This window comes from Noviherbaspirillum sp. Root189, assembly GCF_001428545.1.
Classification (GTDB): Bacteria; Pseudomonadota; Gammaproteobacteria; order Burkholderiales; family Burkholderiaceae_D; genus Noviherbaspirillum.
The window spans coordinates 177,912-197,745 of sequence record NZ_LMHZ01000023.1 but is presented as its reverse complement, the minus strand read 5'-3'; the positions used below and the strand labels follow the sequence as shown (position 1 = coordinate 197,745).

General features: G+C 56.1%; 16 protein-coding genes. 13 read left to right on the top strand and 3 right to left on the bottom strand.

Features of this window, described 5'->3' with window-relative positions:
- Positions 1-118: 118 nt before the first annotated feature.
- The 7 genes from trpB to purF all read left to right on the top strand — a co-directional run bounded on the left by trpB (position 119) and on the right by purF (position 7,760).
- Positions 119-1,387, top strand: coding sequence for a tryptophan synthase subunit beta (trpB, locus tag ASE07_RS15245; RefSeq protein ID WP_057291782.1), 1,269 nt, complete (start codon positions 119-121; stop codon positions 1,385-1,387).
- A gap of 117 nt (positions 1,388-1,504) precedes the next feature.
- Positions 1,505-2,308, top strand: coding sequence for a tryptophan synthase subunit alpha (trpA, locus tag ASE07_RS15240; protein ID WP_057291679.1), 804 nt, complete (start codon positions 1,505-1,507; stop codon positions 2,306-2,308).
- Between the two features lie 114 nt (positions 2,309-2,422).
- The gene (gene accD / locus ASE07_RS15235) at positions 2,423-3,295 is read left to right on the top strand and encodes an acetyl-CoA carboxylase, carboxyltransferase subunit beta (RefSeq protein ID WP_057291678.1); all 873 of its coding nucleotides are present in this window, start codon (positions 2,423-2,425) and stop codon (positions 3,293-3,295) included.
- Positions 3,296-3,366: 71 nt separating this feature from the next.
- Entirely contained in the window at positions 3,367-4,671 is a 1,305-nt protein-coding gene (folC, locus tag ASE07_RS15230; RefSeq protein WP_057291677.1) for a bifunctional tetrahydrofolate synthase/dihydrofolate synthase, read from the top strand.
- A 68-nt stretch (positions 4,672-4,739) separates the two neighbouring features.
- The gene (locus ASE07_RS15225) at positions 4,740-5,717 is read left to right on the top strand and encodes an SPOR domain-containing protein (protein ID WP_057291676.1); all 978 of its coding nucleotides are present in this window, start codon (positions 4,740-4,742) and stop codon (positions 5,715-5,717) included.
- A gap of 12 nt (positions 5,718-5,729) precedes the next feature.
- Positions 5,730-6,218, top strand: a complete 489-nt coding sequence (locus ASE07_RS15220; RefSeq protein WP_057291675.1) for a CvpA family protein — start codon at positions 5,730-5,732, stop codon at positions 6,216-6,218.
- A gap of 24 nt (positions 6,219-6,242) precedes the next feature.
- Complete coding sequence (purF, locus tag ASE07_RS15215; protein ID WP_057291674.1) at positions 6,243-7,760, top strand: amidophosphoribosyltransferase; 1,518 nt, start codon at positions 6,243-6,245, stop codon at positions 7,758-7,760.
- 128 nt (positions 7,761-7,888) lie between these two features.
- Here the strand turns inward: purF and ASE07_RS15210 are convergent, their stop codons facing one another.
- From ASE07_RS15210 to ASE07_RS15200, 3 genes are all read right to left on the bottom strand, one after another.
- On the bottom strand, positions 7,889-11,305 hold the full coding sequence (locus tag ASE07_RS15210; RefSeq protein WP_162256890.1) for an EAL domain-containing protein: 3,417 nt from the start codon (positions 11,303-11,305) through the stop codon (positions 7,889-7,891).
- On the bottom strand, positions 11,283-11,765 hold the full coding sequence (locus ASE07_RS15205) for a response regulator (protein ID WP_268793436.1): 483 nt from the start codon (positions 11,763-11,765) through the stop codon (positions 11,283-11,285). Before ASE07_RS15205 ends, ASE07_RS15210 begins: the two co-directional genes overlap by 23 nt.
- Positions 11,766-11,853: 88 nt before the next feature.
- A complete protein-coding gene (locus tag ASE07_RS15200) occupies positions 11,854-13,341 on the bottom strand; it encodes a PAS domain-containing sensor histidine kinase (RefSeq protein WP_057291672.1) in 1,488 nt (495 codons plus the stop codon).
- A gap of 342 nt (positions 13,342-13,683) precedes the next feature.
- Here ASE07_RS15200 and ASE07_RS15195 point away from each other — a divergent pair, with 342 nt between their 5' ends.
- From ASE07_RS15195 to ASE07_RS30495, 6 genes are all read left to right on the top strand, one after another.
- Positions 13,684-14,925: a cystathionine gamma-synthase family protein gene (locus ASE07_RS15195; protein WP_057291671.1), complete on the top strand. Its 1,242-nt coding sequence runs from the start codon at positions 13,684-13,686 to the stop codon at positions 14,923-14,925.
- 172 nt (positions 14,926-15,097) lie between these two features.
- A complete protein-coding gene (locus ASE07_RS15190; protein WP_057291670.1) occupies positions 15,098-16,804 on the top strand; it encodes a GspE/PulE family protein in 1,707 nt (568 codons plus the stop codon).
- A gap of 1 nt (position 16,805) precedes the next feature.
- Complete coding sequence (locus ASE07_RS15185; protein ID WP_057291669.1) at positions 16,806-18,035, top strand: type II secretion system F family protein; 1,230 nt, start codon at positions 16,806-16,808, stop codon at positions 18,033-18,035.
- A 5-nt stretch (positions 18,036-18,040) separates the two neighbouring features.
- Positions 18,041-18,601 (top strand): type II secretion system protein, encoded by a 561-nt coding sequence (locus ASE07_RS15180; RefSeq protein ID WP_057291668.1) that lies wholly within the window; start codon positions 18,041-18,043, stop codon positions 18,599-18,601.
- A 4-nt stretch (positions 18,602-18,605) separates the two neighbouring features.
- Complete coding sequence (locus ASE07_RS15175; protein WP_057291667.1) at positions 18,606-19,232, top strand: hypothetical protein; 627 nt, start codon at positions 18,606-18,608, stop codon at positions 19,230-19,232.
- Positions 19,233-19,267: 35 nt separating this feature from the next.
- A complete protein-coding gene (locus ASE07_RS30495) occupies positions 19,268-19,792 on the top strand; it encodes a type II secretion system protein (RefSeq protein WP_327196055.1) in 525 nt (174 codons plus the stop codon).
- The last annotated feature ends 42 nt before the right edge of the window (positions 19,793-19,834 follow it).

Sequence of the window (19,834 nt, the reverse complement as noted above, 5' to 3'; positions counted from 1 at the left end):
ACACTTCTGCGCTGACCAGATCCTGCGATATGCCAGTCCCTTACCTGCGCGGTAAGGGTGTCGAATGGAAGATGACGTCTTCGCGATGTGTCTTCCTTAGCGAATGAAAGAGAACACCATGAAAGAACTGAACGCGCTTGAAAACTATGCCGAGCGCCAGGCAACATCGACCACCGCAATTCACCAGACGGCACAGTACAACCTCCCGGACTCGCGCGGCCATTTCGGTCCCTACGGCGGCACGTTTGTTTCCGAGACGCTGACCCATGCCTTGACCGAGCTGAAGCAAGGCTATGCGCATTACCAGAACGACCCCGGATTTCTCGAAGAGTTTGAGCGTGAACTCAAGCATTTCGTCGGGCGCCCCAGCCCCATTTACCATGCACGCCGCTGGTCGGAAATGATGGGTGGCGCACAGATTTACTTCAAGCGCGAAGACTTGAACCACACCGGCGCGCATAAGATCAACAACGTGATCGGACAGGCATTGCTGGCCAAGCGCATGGGTAAGCCGCGCGTCATTGCGGAAACCGGCGCAGGGCAGCATGGCGTGGCGACTGCGACGATCTGCGCGCGTTTTGGCCTCGAGTGCGTGATCTACATGGGAAGCGAAGACGTCAAGCGCCAGGTGCAAAACGTCTATCGGATGGAACTGCTCGGCGCCAAAGTCGTTCCGGTGGAATCGGGCTCGAAGACACTCAAGGACGCGCTGAACGAGGCGATGCGCGACTGGGTGACCAACGTCGAAAACACTTTCTACATCATCGGTACCGTGGCGGGTCCTCACCCGTATCCGATGATGGTGCGTGATTTCCAGTCCGTGATTGGCAAGGAATGCCTGGTACAGATGCCTGAAATGACCGGTCGCCAACCCGATTATGTGGTTGCGTGCATCGGTGGCGGCTCCAATGCCATGGGCATCTTCTATCCATATATCGACCACAAGGACGTGCAGCTCATTGGCGTTGAAGCAGCGGGTGAGGGGCTTGAAACGGGCAGGCATTCGGCATCCCTGATCGCTGGTTCGCCGGGCGTCCTGCATGGTAATCGGACCTATCTGCTGCAGGATGAAAACGGCCAGATTATCGAAACCCATTCAGTCTCCGCCGGACTTGACTATCCCGGTGTCGGCCCCGAGCACGCATGGCTCAAGGATGCAGGGCGTGCCCAGTATGTATCGGTTACCGACGAAGAAGCCGTTGCGGCATTCCACAGCTGCTGCCGCATCGAAGGCATCATCCCCGCACTCGAATCCAGCCATGCTCTCGCCTACGCGGCCAAGTTTGCCGCAACGCTGCCCAAAGACAAGATCGTGCTGGCCAACCTGTCGGGACGAGGTGACAAGGACATGCATACGGTTGCAGAGCGGATGAAAAAGCACTTCTGATTTCAGCAGCAACATCCGCGCCGCATTTTCAGTGATCCGAACGATGTCCTGCCGGAACATCGCCCGACAAGGCGGCGCTCCGGCACCTGATGAGCCAAGAGCCAAAGAGTCAATACCATGTCCAGAATAAAAGTCGTCCTGAACACACTTGCAGAACAGAAAAAGAAAGGCCTGATTCCTTTCATCACCGCCGGTGACCCGGCCCCGGATCTGACCGTGCCATTAATGCACGCGCTGGTTGCCGGCGGCGCCGACATTATCGAACTTGGCGTGCCGTTTTCCGATCCAATGGCAGATGGTCCGGTCATTCAGCGCGCATCGGAGCGCGCGCTGGCACAAGGCGTCGGCATGCGCGATGTGCTGCAGTTCGTCACGGAGTTTCGTCGTACTAACCAGTCCACGCCCGTTGTATTGATGGGTTATGCCAATCCGATCGAGCGCATGGGTGCCGGTGTCTTTGTTGAAGCTGCGAAGCAGGCCGGCGTTGATGGCGTCCTCGTTGTGGATTATCCGCCCGAGGAATGCGAGGATTTCGCGATGCTGATGAAGGAAAACGGACTCGACCCGATTTTCCTGCTGGCGCCGACTTCCACCGATGAACGTATCGAGCAGGTTGGCAAAGTTGCAAGCGGCTACGTGTATTATGTGTCGTTGAAGGGTGTTACCGGTTCGGGGCATCTCGATCTTGATGCTGTCGCCGAAAAGATTCCCGCTATCAAGAAACATGTAAAAGTGCCAGTCGGTGTTGGTTTTGGCATACGCGATGGCGCTACCGCAAAAGCGATTGGCTCCGTATCGGATGCCGTAGTCATCGGTAGTCGTATCATTCAGGAACTGGAAAATACGCCGCGCGAGAATGCCGTGCAGGCGGTGCAGACATTTATTACCGGTATCCGTAGCGCTCTCGACGAAATACGCTGATATTTTTGCCATTTTGAAAGATGCACGCTGGAACTCGACCTTGCCCATGCCGATATTGGCGGAAGGCAAGCCGAGCGGTACAATGCGGCAACCAAAAATTATGATGAGGTCACGATGAGCTGGCTTGAAAAACTGCTACCCCCGCGTATCCAGCGTTCCGATTCCGCGACGCGCAAGTCGGTTCCGGAAGGACTGTGGGTCAAGTGCCCGTCCTGTGAAGCCGTGTTGTATCGCACCGACCTGGAATCGAATATCCATGTCTGCCCGAAGTGCAATCACCACATGCGCATTCGTGCCCGTGAACGCCTGGACGCGCTGCTCGATGCGGGTGGCCGTTATGAAATCGGCCAGGAAGCACTGCCGGTCGATTCCCTGAAATTCAAGGACAGCAAAAAATACCCGGACCGCCTGAAAGACGCGATGGAAGCGACTGGCGAAACCGACGCAATGATCGTCATGGGCGGTGCGATCATGACACTGCCGGTCGTGGTCGCCTGCTTCGAATTCGAATTCATGGGCGGCTCCATGGGTTCGGTTGTCGGCGAGCGTTTCGTCCGTGGCGCGCAAGTCGCGCTCGAACAAAAGGTGCCGTTCATCTGCATTACCGCCACGGGCGGCGCACGTATGCAGGAAGGCTTGCTGTCGTTGATGCAGATGGCAAAGACGACTTCGATGCTGACCAAGTTGGCCGAGAAAAAGCTGCCGTTTATCTCTGTGCTCACCGATCCGACCATGGGCGGCGTGTCTGCATCGTTCGCGTTCATGGGCGATGTGGTGATTGCGGAACCCAAGGCGCTGATCGGCTTTGCCGGTCCGCGCGTGATCGAAAATACGGTACGCGAAAAACTGCCCGAAGGTTTCCAGCGCGCCGAATTCCTGTTGCAGAAGGGCGCTGTCGACATGATTATTGACCGTCGCAAGATGCGCGAAGAAATTGCTCGCCTGTTGGCCTTGTTACAGAACCAGCCGGCCGAAGTGCTGGCCTGAGCGCGCACCAAACCAGACAGCCCGGACCGCAGCATGGTCCGGGCTTTTTACTTTTCAATACTTCTCAACTCATGCAAAGCCTTCCCACTACATTGCCAGACTGGCTGGCCCTGCTTGAAACCATGCATCCCAAAGCCATCGACATGGGATTGGAACGCGTTTCTCAGGTCAAGGACAGGCTGGGCATCCGTTTCGATTGTCCGGTCATCATCGTTGGCGGCACCAATGGCAAGGGTTCGACCTGTGCGATGCTGGAAGCCATCCTGATGCAGGCCGGTTACCGCGTCGGTGTTTATACCTCGCCGCACCTGATCGACTTTAACGAGCGTGCGCGTCTCCATGGCGAACAGGTTTCCGATGAAGCGCTGGTCAGTCAGTTTGCGGCGGTGGAGGCGCAGCGTGGCGATGTCTCGCTGACCTATTTTGAATTTACGACACTGGCCATCCTGAAGCTGTTCGCCGAAGCCGGTCTGGATGCCGTCATCCTCGAAGTTGGGCTGGGTGGCCGGCTCGACGCCGTCAACGTGATCGATGCCGACGTTGCCATCGTCACCAGCGTCGATATCGACCATACCGAATATCTCGGCGATACCCGCGAAAAAATCGGCTTTGAAAAGGCGGGCATTTTCCGGGCGGGACGTGCAGCGATTTGCGGCGACCCGGTGCCGCCACAATCGCTGATCGATCATGCGCAAGCCATCGGTGCCGATTTATGGCTGTTCGGACGCGATTTCAATTACTCCGGCGATAAGCAGCAGTGGAACTATGGCGGCCGCAGCCAGCGCCGCAGCTCGCTCGGCTACCCCGCGCTGCGCGGTGCAAACCAGTTGCTCAATGCGTCTGCCGCACTGGCCGCGCTGGAAGCGCTGCGTGATCGCCTGCCGGTCGGTGCCCAGGAAGTGCGTACCGGCCTCGCCCTGGTCGATCTGCCAGGCCGCTTTCAGGTGCTGCCGGGGCGCCCGACGATTGTGCTCGACGTCGCCCACAATCCGCACGCCGCCGCCACGCTGGCCCAAAATCTTGGCAATATGGGTTTTCATCCTTACACCTATGCGGTGTTCGGCGCGATGCAGGACAAGGATATCGATGGCGTTATCGCGCAGCTCAAGGACACGATTGACCATTGGTGCCTGACCAGCCTGCCTCTGCCAAGAGCGGCAAGTGCAGAATATCTTCGGCAGAAGCTGATTGACGCCGGTGTGACGCCGCGCGGCGACGCCGGCAGCGAGCGTTCCATCGAACTATTCGACAGTCCTGCCTCAGCTTTCGCGAATGCGCGAAAGAGAGCAGGGGAGAATGATAGAATTGCGGTTTTCGGATCCTTCCTCACTGTTGCAGGCGTCATCGAGGCCAGGAAAACCGAAGGACAGTCGTAAAAAGATAATCTTTTAACTATTCTTTTAGGGCTGCCGTTGAATTTTACCGACCGAGTCATTTTTATCGCATGAGCTTGTTATCGTTCCTTCGTAAAAACAAGCAGGAATCCGCTTCGGATGACAGCGCGTTCTATTCGCGCGCCGAGGAGGAATCCAAGGCCGTCCGCAGCCGCAAGCGCCGCGCGACCGCGCAGGGTGCCAAAGGCGATGCGCCGGTCGATCCGGTTTTGCCCGAGAAAAAACGCGCGCGCCGTCGCCTGATCGGTGCAATTGCACTGGTTCTTGCCGCCATTATTGGGTTGCCGATGATCCTGGATTCGGAGCCTAAAACGGTCGCCGATGACATCACGATTCAGATTCCATCGAAGGACAAGCCGGTTGCTGCGCCAGCCAGCCCCCCAGCGGGTTCCGGTACCGATTCCACGGTAAGTGCCACATCTTCTCTCGATCCGAAGGAAGAAGTGATAGAGTCGACCGACTCCGGCGCCAATGCCAAACCGGCATCGCCGAAAGCCGAATCGCCACGCGTGGCACTTGCCACGCCGTCAACGCCGGCGAAAAAAACCGCCGACGAAAAACCCGTTGCGGACAGCAACAAGCCGGCGCAAGACAAGCCGCATGCGCCAGCGCTGGCGAAAGCGGATACTAAATTAGATACTAAGGCTGACATCAAGCCGGAGCCAAAACAACAACCCAAGCCGGTCGAGAAACTCACTGACAAACCCGCGGATAAGAATGCGGACAAGGCCGCCGAAGCCGCGCGCGCGAAGGCGCTGCTGGAAGGGAAGCCGGATCCGACTGCCGCCGAAAAAAAATCCAGTAAATTTGTAATCCAGGTCGCGGCCCTTGCGACCAAGGAAAAGGTTAATGAGCTGCAGACCAGATTGAAGGACGCAGGTATCCATTCATACACGCAAAAAGTTGCCACGGAAGCTGGCGATCGCACGCGAATCCGAGTCGGACCTTTTGCCAACAAGGATGAGGCAGAAAGAATCCGCGCAAAAATCGTTAAATTGGGTCTCAATGGCACACTTGTGCCGGCTTGATTATTGCCGCCTGTGACCGCATTTGATTATTTGGTGATCTTTGTGCTGGTGTGCTCGATTGTCATCAGCACCCTGCGTGGACTAGTCAAGGAAATATTATCGTTGCTGAGCTGGATCATCGCTCTCGTCGTTGCCAATGCCTACGGTCAAGATCTTGCGGTGCTGTTGCCGGAGATGATTCCAGGCGGCACAACACGGCTGATCGTGGCCTTCATTGCCCTGTTTTTAGGGGTAAGGTTGCTGATGATGCTGCTCACCATGGCAATGGACGCTGTCATCAAGGCCAGTGGCCTGAGCGTGGCGGATCGTGGTCTGGGCGGCTTGTTCGGTTTGGCACGCGGATTGGTCATTGTGCTTGCCGTCGTGTTGGTGTGCGGCATGACAGCGATCCCGCAACAGCCGTTCTGGAAAGAAGCGTTATTCAGCCCGCTGGCGGAAACCGCCGCGCGCACCGTCAAGCCATTTCTCCCGGGCGATATGTCCCGGCACGTAAGCTTTTGAATTGTCTTAGTTGAGGAGTCCACCATGTGTGGCATTGTTGGCGTTGTATCTCACGGCCCGGTAAACCAGCTGATCTACGATGCGCTGCTCTTGCTCCAGCATCGCGGTCAGGATGCGGCGGGTATCGCAACCAATCACGGCAATACGTTTTCCATGTACAAGGCCAACGGCCTGGTACGTGACGTGTTTCGCACCCGCAACATGCGCTCTCTGCCCGGCAATGCCGGTATCGGCCAGGTCCGCTATCCCACAGCCGGCTCTTCCAGTGAAGAAGAAGCCCAGCCGTTCTATGTGAATGCGCCCTTCGGCATCATTCTTGCCCACAACGGTAATCTGACCAACTGGGAACAACTCAAGATCGAGATGTTCAAGAACGACCGTCGGCACGTCAACACGGATTCCGACTCGGAAGTCCTGCTGAACGTCCTGGCACATGAAATCCAGCAGGCAACAACCGGCTATTCGCTCGATCCGTCCGCATTGTTCAAGGCCGTTTCCGCTTTGCACAAGCGTGTGCGCGGTTCCTATGCAGTCGTGTCGCAGATTGCCGGCTATGGTTTGCTGGCCTTCCGCGATCCTTTCGGTATCCGCCCTCTGTGCATTGGTTTCAACGACACCGAAAAGGGACCGGAATACATCGTCGCCAGCGAATCGGTTGCGCTCGAAGGTTTGGGTTTCCGTTTCCTGCGCGACGTGCTCCCTGGTGAGGCAATCTTCATCGATATGGATGGCCGACTGTACAACCAGCAGTGCGCTGAAAATCCCGAACTCAATCCTTGCGCGTTCGAGTTCGTCTACCTTGCCCGCCCTGATTCCATCATTGATGGCGCATCGGTCTACGCGTCCCGCCTGAAGATGGGCGAATATCTGGCCGAGAAGATCCGCCGCCAGTTTTCTTCCGGCGATATCGATGTGGTGATGCCGATTCCCGATTCATCGCGCCCCGCCGCAATGGAACTCGCGCTCAAGCTGAACCTGAACTACCGCGAAGGTTTCATCAAGAACCGTTACATTGGCCGCACCTTCATCATGCCGGGCCAGGGTCTGCGCAGGAAATCCGTGAGACAGAAGCTCAATGCGATTGGCAGCGAATTCAAGGGCAAGAGCGTTCTGCTGGTCGATGACTCCATCGTTCGCGGCACGACCAGTCGTGAAATCGTGCAGATGGCGCGTGACTCCGGCGCCAAGCGCGTGATCTTTGCCTCCGCAGCGCCGCCGGTCATGTTCCCCAACGTGTATGGCATCGATATGCCGACACGCAACGAGCTGATCGCCTATGGTCGTACCGAAGAAGAGGTCTGCCGCGAAATCACGGCAGATGCGCTGGTGTACCAGGACGTGGAATCGCTGAAGCGTTCGATCGCCGACGTGAACCCGCTGCTGAAGAACTTCGAGGCATCGTGCTTCGATGGCGTCTATGTCACCGGCGACATTTCGCGCGATTACCTCGATCGTATCGAAGTGGTGCGCAACAACCCGAAGCCTGAAGTGGAAGATGCAGTTCGTTCGCAGCTGAATCTGAATCTGGCAAGGGTGGATTAACTTTCGTCGGCAGTTGAGAGCTCGGTAATTACTTGAGACACTCAACCCCCATCCCAACCTTCCCCCTGCCAGGGGGAAGGAGCCGCGTGCCATTCATTCATTCTGAATGCGCAGTAACACTTACACCATCAATGCGTCCGCAACAGCGACGCAAAATCATGAGCCGGCAACGGCTTGCTAAAAAAGTACCCCTGCATTTCGTCGCACTGATGTTCGCGTAAGAACGCTACCTGTTCCTCGGTCTCGACACCTTCCGCAATCACCTTCAAATTCAGGCTGTGCCCGAGCGATATCACGGTGCTGGTAATCGCTGCGTCGTCAGCATCGGTCGCAATATCCCGCACAAAGGATTGGTCAATTTTCAGTTGGTGCAGCGGAAAGCGCTTCAGGTAGCTCAGGCTGGAATAGCCGGTCCCAAAGTCATCGATCGACAATTGGACGCCCAGGTCTTTAAGTTCCTGCAATTTGGTAATGAATAGTTCCGCGCTGTTCATTACCATGCTTTCCGTGAGCTCCAGCTGCAGGTGTTTGGCATCCAGCCCCATGGAACAGAGTGCCTCCGCTATCGAGTCGACCAGCCCTTCCTGATTGAACTGGCGCGCCGACAGGTTGACCGACACGCTGATCGGCCGCAGTCCGGCATCCTGCCAGGCCTTGTTTTGCGCGCAGGCAGTATGGATGACCCAATCCCCGATGGGGACAATCAGCCCGATCTCCTCGGCCATGGGGATGAAGCGGGTAGGCGACACCATGCCGAGCACCGGATGATGCCAGCGTATCAGCGCCTCCGCGCCAATGATGCGACCCGACATGCCATCAACCTTGGGCTGATAGAACAGCTCAAATTCATTGCGGTCAAGCGCACGGCGCAAAGCGCTTTCCAGTTCCGCACGCTCCAACGCGCGCTCGCTCATTTCGCGGGAATAGAACTGGAAAGCGTTGCCATGCTCGTCCTTCGCCCGGTACATCGCGGTATCGGCGTTGCGCAGCAGGGCTTGAATGTCGTCGCCATCATCCGGGAACATGGTGGCGCCGATGCTCGTCGAGATAAACAGCTCATGACCCTGTACATGGAAGGGTGTCGAAAACGCCTCGAATATTTTCTGCGCTACCGCGGTCACGTCTTGCGGCCTTTGCACGTCGGTCAGCAAGATGATGAATTCATCGCCGCCTTGCCGTGCGACGGTATCGCCTTCGCGCACGACATGTTTGAGACGCCCCGCGACTTCGAGCAGGAGACTGTCACCCAGGCTATGGCCAAAGCTGTCGTTGACGCTCTTGAAGCGGTCGAGGTCAAGAAACAACAGGGCCAGCATGTCGCCGCTGCGCCGCGCATGGGCCATCGCCTGCATGATACGGTCAGCGAGGAGATTACGATTGGCGAGCGACGTCAATGCATCGTGATCGGCAAGGTATTCAATACGCGCCTCGTATTCCTTGCGCTTGCTGATATCGATCACGATGCCGTCATAGCGCAGGAGTTTGCCGTCGCTGCTGCGAATCGCCCTGGCGCGCTCCTCAACCCAGCGCACGGAATCGTCTGGCCGCACGATCCGGTATTCCCCGGTAAAGGTTGCGGTCACGGCAAGCCGGTGATGGGCGTCGCGAATGCGTTCGCGGTCTTCCGGATGAATCACCTCGAACCATGTATTGCGATTGTCAAAGAATTGTTCCAGTGGCCGGCCGTACAATTTCTCCGCAATCGAGTTGAGGTAGATGAAGCCCTTGTCACTGGCTGACCAGACCACATTGTCAATCGAATCGAGAATGCTCGACAACTTCTCTTCCGTCGCTCGCAAATCGCGTTCCGCCTTTTCGCGTGCGGCGCGCGTACGCAGGCTATTGACGCCGTATGAAATATCATCGGCCAGCTCTTCCAGCATGGCGATCTGCTCGGCATCGAACGCGCCAGAGTCGGCTTCGTGAATGGTCAGGACACCGAAGACTTCACCATCGTACTTCAGCGGGAGGGATACCGCGAACTCGGTTTCGTCCGTTCGTTCACTCGCAGAAGCAGTCGTCGGTGAAGACGTTGATGAAGCCGAGGAAGCCAATGAAGCCAATGAAGCGGAATCACGTGCATAACTGTCGGGAGGGACGTCAATCACCACCCACGAGCGGGACATGTCCGGACTGCTTACATGCTCACGCGCCACGATCGACGCGCCGGGTATCTTCTGCGCCATCTGATGATCCCGGCCTGGCAAGGAACCACAGCGCGCCATGGAGGTCAGGCTGCCATCCGGGTTGGTATAGCCGATCCAGGCCATCTGATAACCGCCGGATTCCACGACGGTGCGGCACATGTCGTCCAGCAGACCTTTTTCACTGGTTGCATGCACCATCACGTGATTGCATTCCGCCATTACCGTACGGGCACGCAGTGTTCGACGCAAGGCATCCTGTACCTGCTTGCGGTCATTGACTTCCGTCGTGAGCTGCTTGTGCTGGCGCTGGATTTCACCGTACAGCAGCAGGTTTTCATAGACCACCGCAAGCTGAGCCGCGACAGTGGACGCGGCGCGTTCGTCGACTTCGCTGAATTCTCCCGCTTCCAGCTTGTCGGCCAGATAAAGCCAGCCGAACACTTTGTCCTGCGACGTAATGGGTACCACGAGGATGGAATGCACCGCCGGATGCTTGCGCGGCAATCCGACGCGTTCCGGACTGCCATCGAGCACGGTCAGCCGGCACGGTACTCGCCCGGAAAGCACGTCACGAAAGATACCTGCATCCGGTGCGGGCGGCAGCAGTTGTGCCACAGTAGCATCGTCCATTCCACGCGTGACGTATTGATCGACGCGCGTTCCGTCTTCGCTGAGGATGCCGATCGCCGAGTAACGCGCCACACAGATATCCTGGACCACGCGGCAGCAGCTAGCCAGCAGCCGCTTGGGTTCACGTTCGGCGGTCAGCTCGATACCCAACTCGATCAGTGCCGTCAGTCGAAGGCTGACAGCCTGCAGGCTCGACAAGGCATTCGACAAACGTTGCACCACATGTTGCAACCCTTGCACATCACCGGCGGCACCTCCCTGCTTCTCCGCAAATTCAGAGACGAGATTGCTGCTGGTTTCGAGTTCGACCAGGTACTCATTGAGCTGGTTGTCGAGTCCGGTGCGAGGTCCCGCATCCGATAATGCCGGTTGCGTGTCCAGCGGTGCGACGACGGGATTCGGCTGGCCGAGCGCTTCATGTACGGTTTTTAGAATGAGTTCGGGGTCGGATGGCTTGGGAAGTATCCAGCGCACGCCGCAAGCCATTGCCATGATGCTTGCCTCTCGCTCATGATAGGTCGCCGTGTAAAAAATCACGGGCGTATTGGCGATCGTGGGCAGGGCGCGCAAGCGGGTAACAAATTCGTAGCCATCCATATTCGGCATCAGGATGTCGGCAATGATCAGGTCCGGTCGGCGTGCGCTCGCCATCATGAGGCCATCCGCGCCGTTTGCCGCCTCGATAAGATCGTGGCCGCTATACCCAAGCAGGGCCATGAGGAATTGTCGATTGAGGACGTGATCGTCAACGATCAATATGGTCGCCATCTGGACTCCTGTTTTTTTCCGCAGCTTGCGTTGCGCGCTGCTCCTCGGTTTGCGCCTTGGCAAGGCCTTCGTCGTGTGGACCGTTCCATGAGGCAGGAGCAGGCAAGGGAATCGGTAAGAATTCTTCAATCGTCCCGACAAAAGTCTCTGGTTCGATAGGCTTGCTGATATAACCATCGAAGCCCGCGGCAAGCAACTTTTCGCGGTCACCAACCATGGCCAGCGCGGTCACCGCTACCACCGGGAGATGCTGCAGGTGTGGATCGCTGCGGATCTTCCGGATCACACCGTACCCGTCAAGCACGGGTAAATGCACGTCGCAGATGACCAGATCCGGCGACTCTTTCAATGCCAGTTCCAATCCGGCCGTGCCATTCGGCGCACATAAACAGGTATGGCCAAAAGCATGAAGTAAATACGCCATCAGCTCCAAATTGGCGGGATGGTCTTCAATGAGCAAAATCCTTGCTGTCAACGCACACCTCCCGAAGCGCAGCGCCGGACCCCGATTGAGTTGATCGAGACAGTTAATGTGGATGGATATGCCTTCATTGCATGTCTCTGGGTATGGTCAACGTAAAGATGCTGCCCTTGCCGAACTCGCTGCTAAAAGTCAATTTTCCTCGAAGTAGGGTTGCAAGCTTTTGACTCAGGTATAACCCGAGTCCGGTTCCTTCGAATCGCCGGGTCGAACTCGAGTCAATCTGTGAAAAAGCCTCGAAGAGTTTCTCCTGGTCCGACTCGGGTATTCCCATTCCGCTGTCGCAGACGCGGATGGTGACAAGTGAGGATTCTTCATGTGTCACTTCATCAAGATGAACACTGACTTCTCCCGTCTCGGTAAACTTAATGGCATTATTGACAAGGTTAATGAGGATTTGGTTGATCGCTCGCCGGTCACTGTTGAGCTGAATCTCCTTGTCCGGCATCTCCAGGCGGAACTGCAGTCCTTTCTGCTGTGCGAGCGGCATCAGGGTGTCAGCCAGACTGTGTAGAAGCATGGTGCAAGACACAGGTTCCTCCAGCAGTTCCACCTTTCCGGATTCAATCTTCGCCAGATCCAGCAAATCATTGATCAGCGAAAGAAGATGCTTGGCGCTGAGCTGCACAGTCCTTAGTTGCTTCTCCTGGTCCTTGGTGAGGGGGCCGGGCAAGCGCATGAGCAGGGTGCCGGTGAAGCCAATAATGGCGTTGAGCGGCGTGCGCAATTCGTGCGATATGCTGGCAAGGAACCGGTCCTTCGCCTGGTTCGCTTTTTCCAGTTCAAGATTTTTTTCGTACAAGGCCCGCTCAAAGCGCTTGCGCTCCGTGATGTCCCGGATTGCGATCGATATCAATACGCCTTCTTCCGTTTCGAGCGGACTTAGACTGATCTCGACGGGGAACTCGGTGCCATCCTTGCGCAAGCCGTAAAGCTCCAGGCCGTCTTCCATCGCGCGCGGACGCGATTGCGCGAAATAACTTGATCGCTGGCCGACATCCCCGGCGCGCAAGCGCGCAGGCAGGAGGCTCTCAACGGGACGTCCCCGCATTTCACCAGACTCATAGGCGAACAGCCGCTCGGCCTGGCTATTGGCCAGCACAATGTGGCCGGTCGAGTTCGACATCACGATGCCATCCGGTGTCGATTCAAGCAGATCACGGAACTTTGCCTCCAGCAGCTTCGCATCACGGAGCACCTTGAGTGAAGTGACGTCTTTTTGCGTCGTCAGAAAGTAAGTCGTTTCGTGCTGCGGATCGTGGATGAGCTTGATCGAGATAGCGACATGTACCAATGAGCCGTCTTTCCTGCGGCGGATCGATTCATAGCTGCACAGTCCCGCGGTACGCGCTAGTTCCATATAACGGCGTTCCTCACCGAGGCGATCCGCGGGCACCAGCAATTCCATCAGGGAGCGGCCTGCCGCCTCCGCTGCGGTATATCCAAACACGAACTCCGCGCCCCTTGTCCAATGTACAACCTTCCCGTCTGGCGCCATTACGATAATCGCGTCCGGCGTTTCCTGAAGAACGAGCTGGTTAAAATCGATTGGCATGAATGTTACAAATCCCGTTGCTGTATCCCATGTCTTCGATGCAAATTTCGCCTGATTGCCAGATGCACATAAAAGGGGTGCTGTTATTTGATTAGGATCACTAGCTCAGGATTTAGTGCAAAATATTTACGTCTTCGCAGGACCACGAAGTGCATACTTGGTCCCCCAAAGTGCTGAAAACTTGACAGTTTGCGTTCATTCATTTTTACGATACGATGGAGGCTCGCGCCGATTTGTAACTGATTGCGGGCGCCAGGGTAAAGTCCCATAACAAATTCTGCTAAAACGGCCCTAAATTTCCTACGACCCGTTTAGCGCAGGCCAAACGGGTTTTTTATTGCCATGACCGAGATAAAAAAATACGGATTCACCACCACCATCCTGCATAGCGATCGCCAGAAGCCGATCGAGCATGGATCCTTGCACAAGCCGATTCATACCTCGGTGGCCTTCGGGTATCGCGATGCACGCCAGCTCGCCGAAGTCTTTCAGGGTAAACAGCCTGGTTACCGTTATGGCCGTCAAGGTAATCCGACAGTGTCCGCGTTAGAAGACAAGATCACCAAGATGGAACAGGGGCTGGCGACCATCTGTTTTTCAACTGGCATGGCTGCGATCGGTGCCGTGGCGCAGGCGCTGCTCCGTGAAGGTGATCACGTCGTCTCTTCCGCTTTCCTTTTTGGCAATACCAATAGCCTCTGGCAAACAGTCAACGGGCAGGGCGCCAAGGTGTCAATGGTTGACGCCACCGACGTCAAGAACGTCGAGGCCGCCATCACCCCGGCGACGCGCATCGTCTTTGTCGAGACGATCGCCAATCCGCGTACACAGATCGCCGACCTCAAACGTATAGGCCAGTTATGCCGCGACCGCGGCATTCTGTATGTGGTCGACAACACGATGACCTCACCGTATCTCTTCCGTCCGAAGATGGTCGGGGCAGGCCTGGTTGTCAATGCACTAACCAAATCCATTGGCGGACACGGCAACGCCCTGGGCGGCAGCCTGACCGACACCGGCCTGTATGACTGGACTAAGTTTCCGAATATTTTCGATTCGTACAAAAAGTATGCGCCGGCCCAATGGGGCATGGCCCAGATCCGCGCCAAAAGCTTGCGTGACTTCGGCGGTACCCTCGGGCCGGAAGCGGCCCACCATATCTCGGTCGGCTCCGAAACCATGGCCTTGCGTCTCGACCGCGAGTGCGCCAACGCGCTTGCCCTCGCGCGTATGCTCGAAGCTGACGACCGTGTCGCCGCCGTGTATTACCCCGGTCTCGAGTCACATCCCCAGCATGCCATTGCCAGCGAGTTGTTTTCACGCTACGGCAGTTTGTTTAGCTTCGAGTTAAGAAAAGATATCGATTGTTTCGATTACCTTAACCGTCTGAAGCTTGCTATCCCGGCCAGTAATCTCGGCGACACCAGGACACTGGTTATCCCGGTCGCACATACGATCTTCTATGAGATGGGTCCAGAGCGCCGTGCTGAAATGGGGATCGCCGAATCGTTGATCCGGGTTTCTGTTGGCATCGAGGATACGGACGATCTGTTAGCAGACTTCCGCGACGCTCTCAGCGGCTGATGACCCGATCGGGTCATGCGAGTCATATGGCCCATGCAGGTCATATGACCGTGGACCATATCGGGATGGCATTACAAAGGCACAATTGCGGATTTTCCCAATAAAAACAATTCACTAAGGCAAAGGGAATCTGGCTAAAATACGCGTGTAAAGTCCATGGTAAGGAGCGCGTATGGCACGGCCGGAAAAGGTCCGCCTCGGTGAAATTCTGGTGCAACAAAAGCTGCTCTCAGAAGAGCAGCTACAGTTTTCGCTGGGTGAGCAAAAGCGGACCGGACGCAAACTCGGACGTGTTTTCATCGAAAATGGCTTCGTCACCGAAGAGCAGATCTCGGGCGCGCTCGCCAAGCAGCTCAACATCCCCTACATCAATCTCAAGTTTTTTAACGTTCGTTCCGAGGTCGTGCGGCTGTTGCCTGAGACTCAGGCACGCCGATTCCGGGCGATCGCGCTGGAGGACCGGGGCAGTTCTCTTGTAATCGGCATGGCCGATCCGACGGATCTCTTTGCGTACGATGAAATCGCACGTTCGGTCAGGCGCAACATTGAGCTTGCCGTGGTCAATGAAGGCGAACTGCTGCAGGTCGTCGACCGCATCTATCGCCGTACGGAAGAAATTACCGATCTGGCACGCGAGCTGGAACAGGAACTCGGCGACAGCTACGTGGATTTCGGCGCACTCGCCGGTGCAACAACCGGTGCGGAGGAGGCGCCGGTCGTCAAGCTGCTGCAGTCGGTGTTTGATGATGCTACCCAGGTACGCGCTTCCGATATCCATATCGAGCCGCAGGCGGAACGACTGCAGATCCGGTTTCGTATCGACGGTGTCATGCACCTGCAGACCGAAGCCGATATCAAGATCGCTCCATCACTGGCCTTGCGCCTGAAGCTGATGTCCGACCTCGACATCTCGGAAAAGCGTCTGCCGCAGGACGGCCGCTTCGCGGTAAAAGTAAAGCAGCAGCCGATCGATGTACGTATCTCGACCATGCCCACGCAGTTCGGCGAATCCATCGTCATGCGTCTGCTCAATCAGGGAAGCGGGACACTCAAGCTCGATTCGATCGGCATGCCGCCGAAAATGGTCAAGAGGCTGCGCACCATCCTGGAGCGGCCCAACGGTCTGGTGCTTGTAACAGGGCCCACAGGTAGCGGCAAAACCACAACGCTCTACGGTGCTCTTGCCGAACTGAACTCGCCTGAAAGAAAACTGATCACCGTTGAAGATCCGGTCGAATACCGTCTTCCCGGCATCAACCAGGTGCAGGTCAACGAAAAGATCGAGCTTACTTTCGCACGCGTGCTTCGCTCGGCATTGCGGCAAGACCCCGACGTCATTCTCGTCGGCGAGATGCGCGACCAGGAAACCGCGCAGATCGGCATGCGTGCCGCATTGACCGGCCACCTGGTGCTGTCGACATTGCACACCAATGACGCTGTCAGTACACCTGTGCGCTTGATGGACATGGGCGTGCCACGGTATATGGTGTCGACCTCCTTGCAGGCGGTACTGGCACAACGCCTGGTGCGTGTCGTGTGTGAAAGCTGCGCGACGCCTTATGAACTCAAGCCGAACGAAGCCGAGTGGCTAAAATTTGAGCTGGGCGATACGGTCGCTGCACGAAAATATGTCCATGGTCGCGGGTGTTCGCACTGCAATGGCACCGGTTATCGCGGACGTACCGGCGTCTATGAAATGCTCGAAATGACCGAAGCAGTCGCCGACGCCGCAGGTCAGGAAGACCCCGCGCGTTTCATGAAGGTGGCGCAAGCCGCAATGGGCGGCGAGACCCTTCGCAGGCACGCGGTCGCACTCGTCATTGCCGGTCGCACCACGGTTTCGGAAGCAATGCGCGTCAGTAACCAGTTCGAGGAGTGACGTGCCGTATTTCTCATATAAAGCGCGCAATTCCAGGGGAGAGCTACTCAAGGGCGTACTCGAAAGCATCGACAGCAATGCCGTTGCAGAACAGCTGCTCAATACCGGTGTGACGCCGGTTGAGATTGTCGTCACCAGAAAGCCCGCTTCGGCGTCCGAAAGCAATGCGCTTGCAAAGCTTTTCGAGCCAAAGATTCGTCCCATCGATGTGCAACTGTTTAGCCGGCAGATGTACACACTGCTCAAATCCGGTGTGCCCATCTTTCGCGGGCTGGCCGGGCTGCAGGAATCGGCGATCAACAAAAGCTTTGCCAAGGTGCTCAAAGACCTGCGAGAAAGCCTTGATGCGGGCCGTGAGTTGTCGGCTGCGATGCGAAGACATACCAATATCTTCAGCTCTTATTACGTCAGCATGGTAAGAGTCGGGGAGATGACGGGGCGGCTCGACGAAATCTTCCTACGCTTGTTCAACCATATGGAATTTGAGCGCGACATGCGCGAGCGAATCCGATCGGCGACGCGGTATCCATCGTTTGTCGTCATCGCGCTTGGCATTGCGATCGTCGTCGTCAATATTTTCGTCATACCGGCGTTTTCACGCGTGTATGCAGGCTTCAAGGCAGAGCTGCCGATCATGACCAAGATCCTGATCGGCAGTTCCAACTTCATGGTCAATCAGTGGCCGCTTCTGCTTGCCTTGATAACGGCTGCCGCCATCGGCTTCAAAATGTACATCGGTACGCCAGCAGGAAGATACAAGTGGGACCGGTTGAAGCTGCGGATTCCTCTCGCTGGCGTCATTATTCATAAAGGCACGCTGGCGCGCTTTGCACGCAGTTTTGCGCTGGCTTCGCGTAGCGGCGTTCCTATCGTACAGAGCTTGAGTGTTGTGTCGCAGGTCGTCGATAATGCCTACATCGCCGGACGCATCGAGCAGATGCGTGACGGCGTCGAACGCGGCGAAAGCGTACTTCGAACCGCAACCACGACCGGTGTCTTTACGCCCATTGTTCTTCAGATGATTGCAGTCGGCGAAGAAACCGGCGAGATCGACGAACTGATGGAGGAAATCGCCGCCATGTACGAACGTGAAGTGGACTACGAAGTTAAAGCCCTGAGCGCAAAGATCGAACCTATCCTGCTGATTGGCCTAGGCATACTGATGCTGATTCTGGCGCTTGGCATCTTCCTGCCGATCTGGGATCTTGGCAAGGCAGCGTTGAACAAATAAACCTTATGCAAACTGAAAAAGGGAAGGCAACGACGGCAGTCCGTTCCAGAGCGCGCGCTCTGGGCTTTACCCTTTTCGAATTGATTCTTTCCCTGATGGTCGTGTCCCTGTTTGCAGGGAAGCTGGCCGAGCGTTTCGTGGATTATCAGGAACAGGCAGAAAAGGCCGCCATGGAACAAACCGTCGGTTCGATCCGCAGCGCGCTCAATATCCGGATCGCGGCGCTCGTGGCAAGGGGACGCAGCGAGGACGCTGGCAAACTGCTTGAAATCAATCCGTTCACCTTGCTGAACGAGCAGCAGAAGAACTATGCCGGTGAACATTACGACGTGCAGGCGGACAGCATATCGACTGGAAGCTGGTACTACGACCTGAAGGCGCGGCAGGTTGTGTATCTGGTCCAGCGCAGCGATCATTTTTCCTCTTCTGGTGGCGGCAAAGCGATCCGTTTTAAAACGGAGCTGGTCTACAACAGCCCTTTGCCGGGAGAGCAGGGCGACAGATCGAAGGATGTCGGCGGTGTCACGTTCCGTGTAGTCCAGCCCTATACATGGGAGATCAGGTAAAGCGATGCTGCCCACTTTGGATATGGACCTGTTCAACGATATTGTCTGGCGCTCGTTTTTGCTCCTGTTATGGGGCGGCAGCGTGATTGCGGTACTGCTTGGGATAGGACTGCTGATCGCGCCGGCACAAACAGAAAAAATCAACCGGTATTGGAGCCGTTGGGTTGATGTCAGCCGAATGACGAGGACGATCGGCAAACCGCAGCAGCTTGAACGATGGGTCTACCGGCATCATCGGATTGTCGGCGGTTTGATCCTGTTCGGTTCACTGTATGTGTTGAATGCTTTCCTGCTGCGGACGGGAAGATTGAAGATCGAGCGTCTGGCCAGCATGGATCCGTTTGGTCTTGTTGACGCGGTGTGGGTGTTTTTTGTGATTGCCGGGGTTCTAAGTGCCTTCTTTGGTGCCGTCATCGCTTTCAAGCCGAGTATCTTGCGCGACCTGGAAGTTGCATTGAATAAATCTATTTCTTCAAAGAATTTATTTGAGAGATGCAACGGTCTGTACTTTTGTATAGATGCATATATCTTTCAACGAAGAAAGTTTTCGGCGTTTGTTCTTATAGGCTGTGGCCTATATGTGTCTGTCCGTTTAGGAATAGTGTTGCTGAAAGGCGATTGGAAGCTCTGAATCGTCGAAATCTGCATTGTTCGCATTACACTTAATTGACACTAGGAAAAAAAGCTGCAAACATCTTTTCACTGGGAAATTCCCCGGATGGAGCTGCGGCTCCAACTTCACAAGGCTGCGGCCTTTACTTGATTAAAGGAAATAAAATGAAAATTAAGCAAAATGCCCAGTCGGGATTTACCCTGATTGAACTGGTGATGGTTATCGTTATTTTGGGGATTTTGGCAGCGACGGCATTGCCAAAATTTATCGATCTTAAATCGGATGCGGCAACTGCATCCGCTAAAGGCTTTGCTGGTGCCCTAGCATCGGCGTCTGCTATGAATTTAGCGGCGAGCAAAGCAGGTTCAAATGCAAAAACTCCTGTTGCTGCATGTGCCGACCTTGGTCCTTTGCTCGAAGGAGGTTTGCCTGCTGGGTTTTCGATTAGCGGGACAATTGATTCTACTACTGGTAGCGGTACATGTACCGTGACTACGGCTGATAGTGCGACTGCTACGTTTACCGGCCACTATGTGGCAGGTGCTGCAACTCCTCCAGCCGGCGGTTCAGGATCTTAATAGCGATAACAAGAACGTCGCATAGTAGACCATGCGACGTAA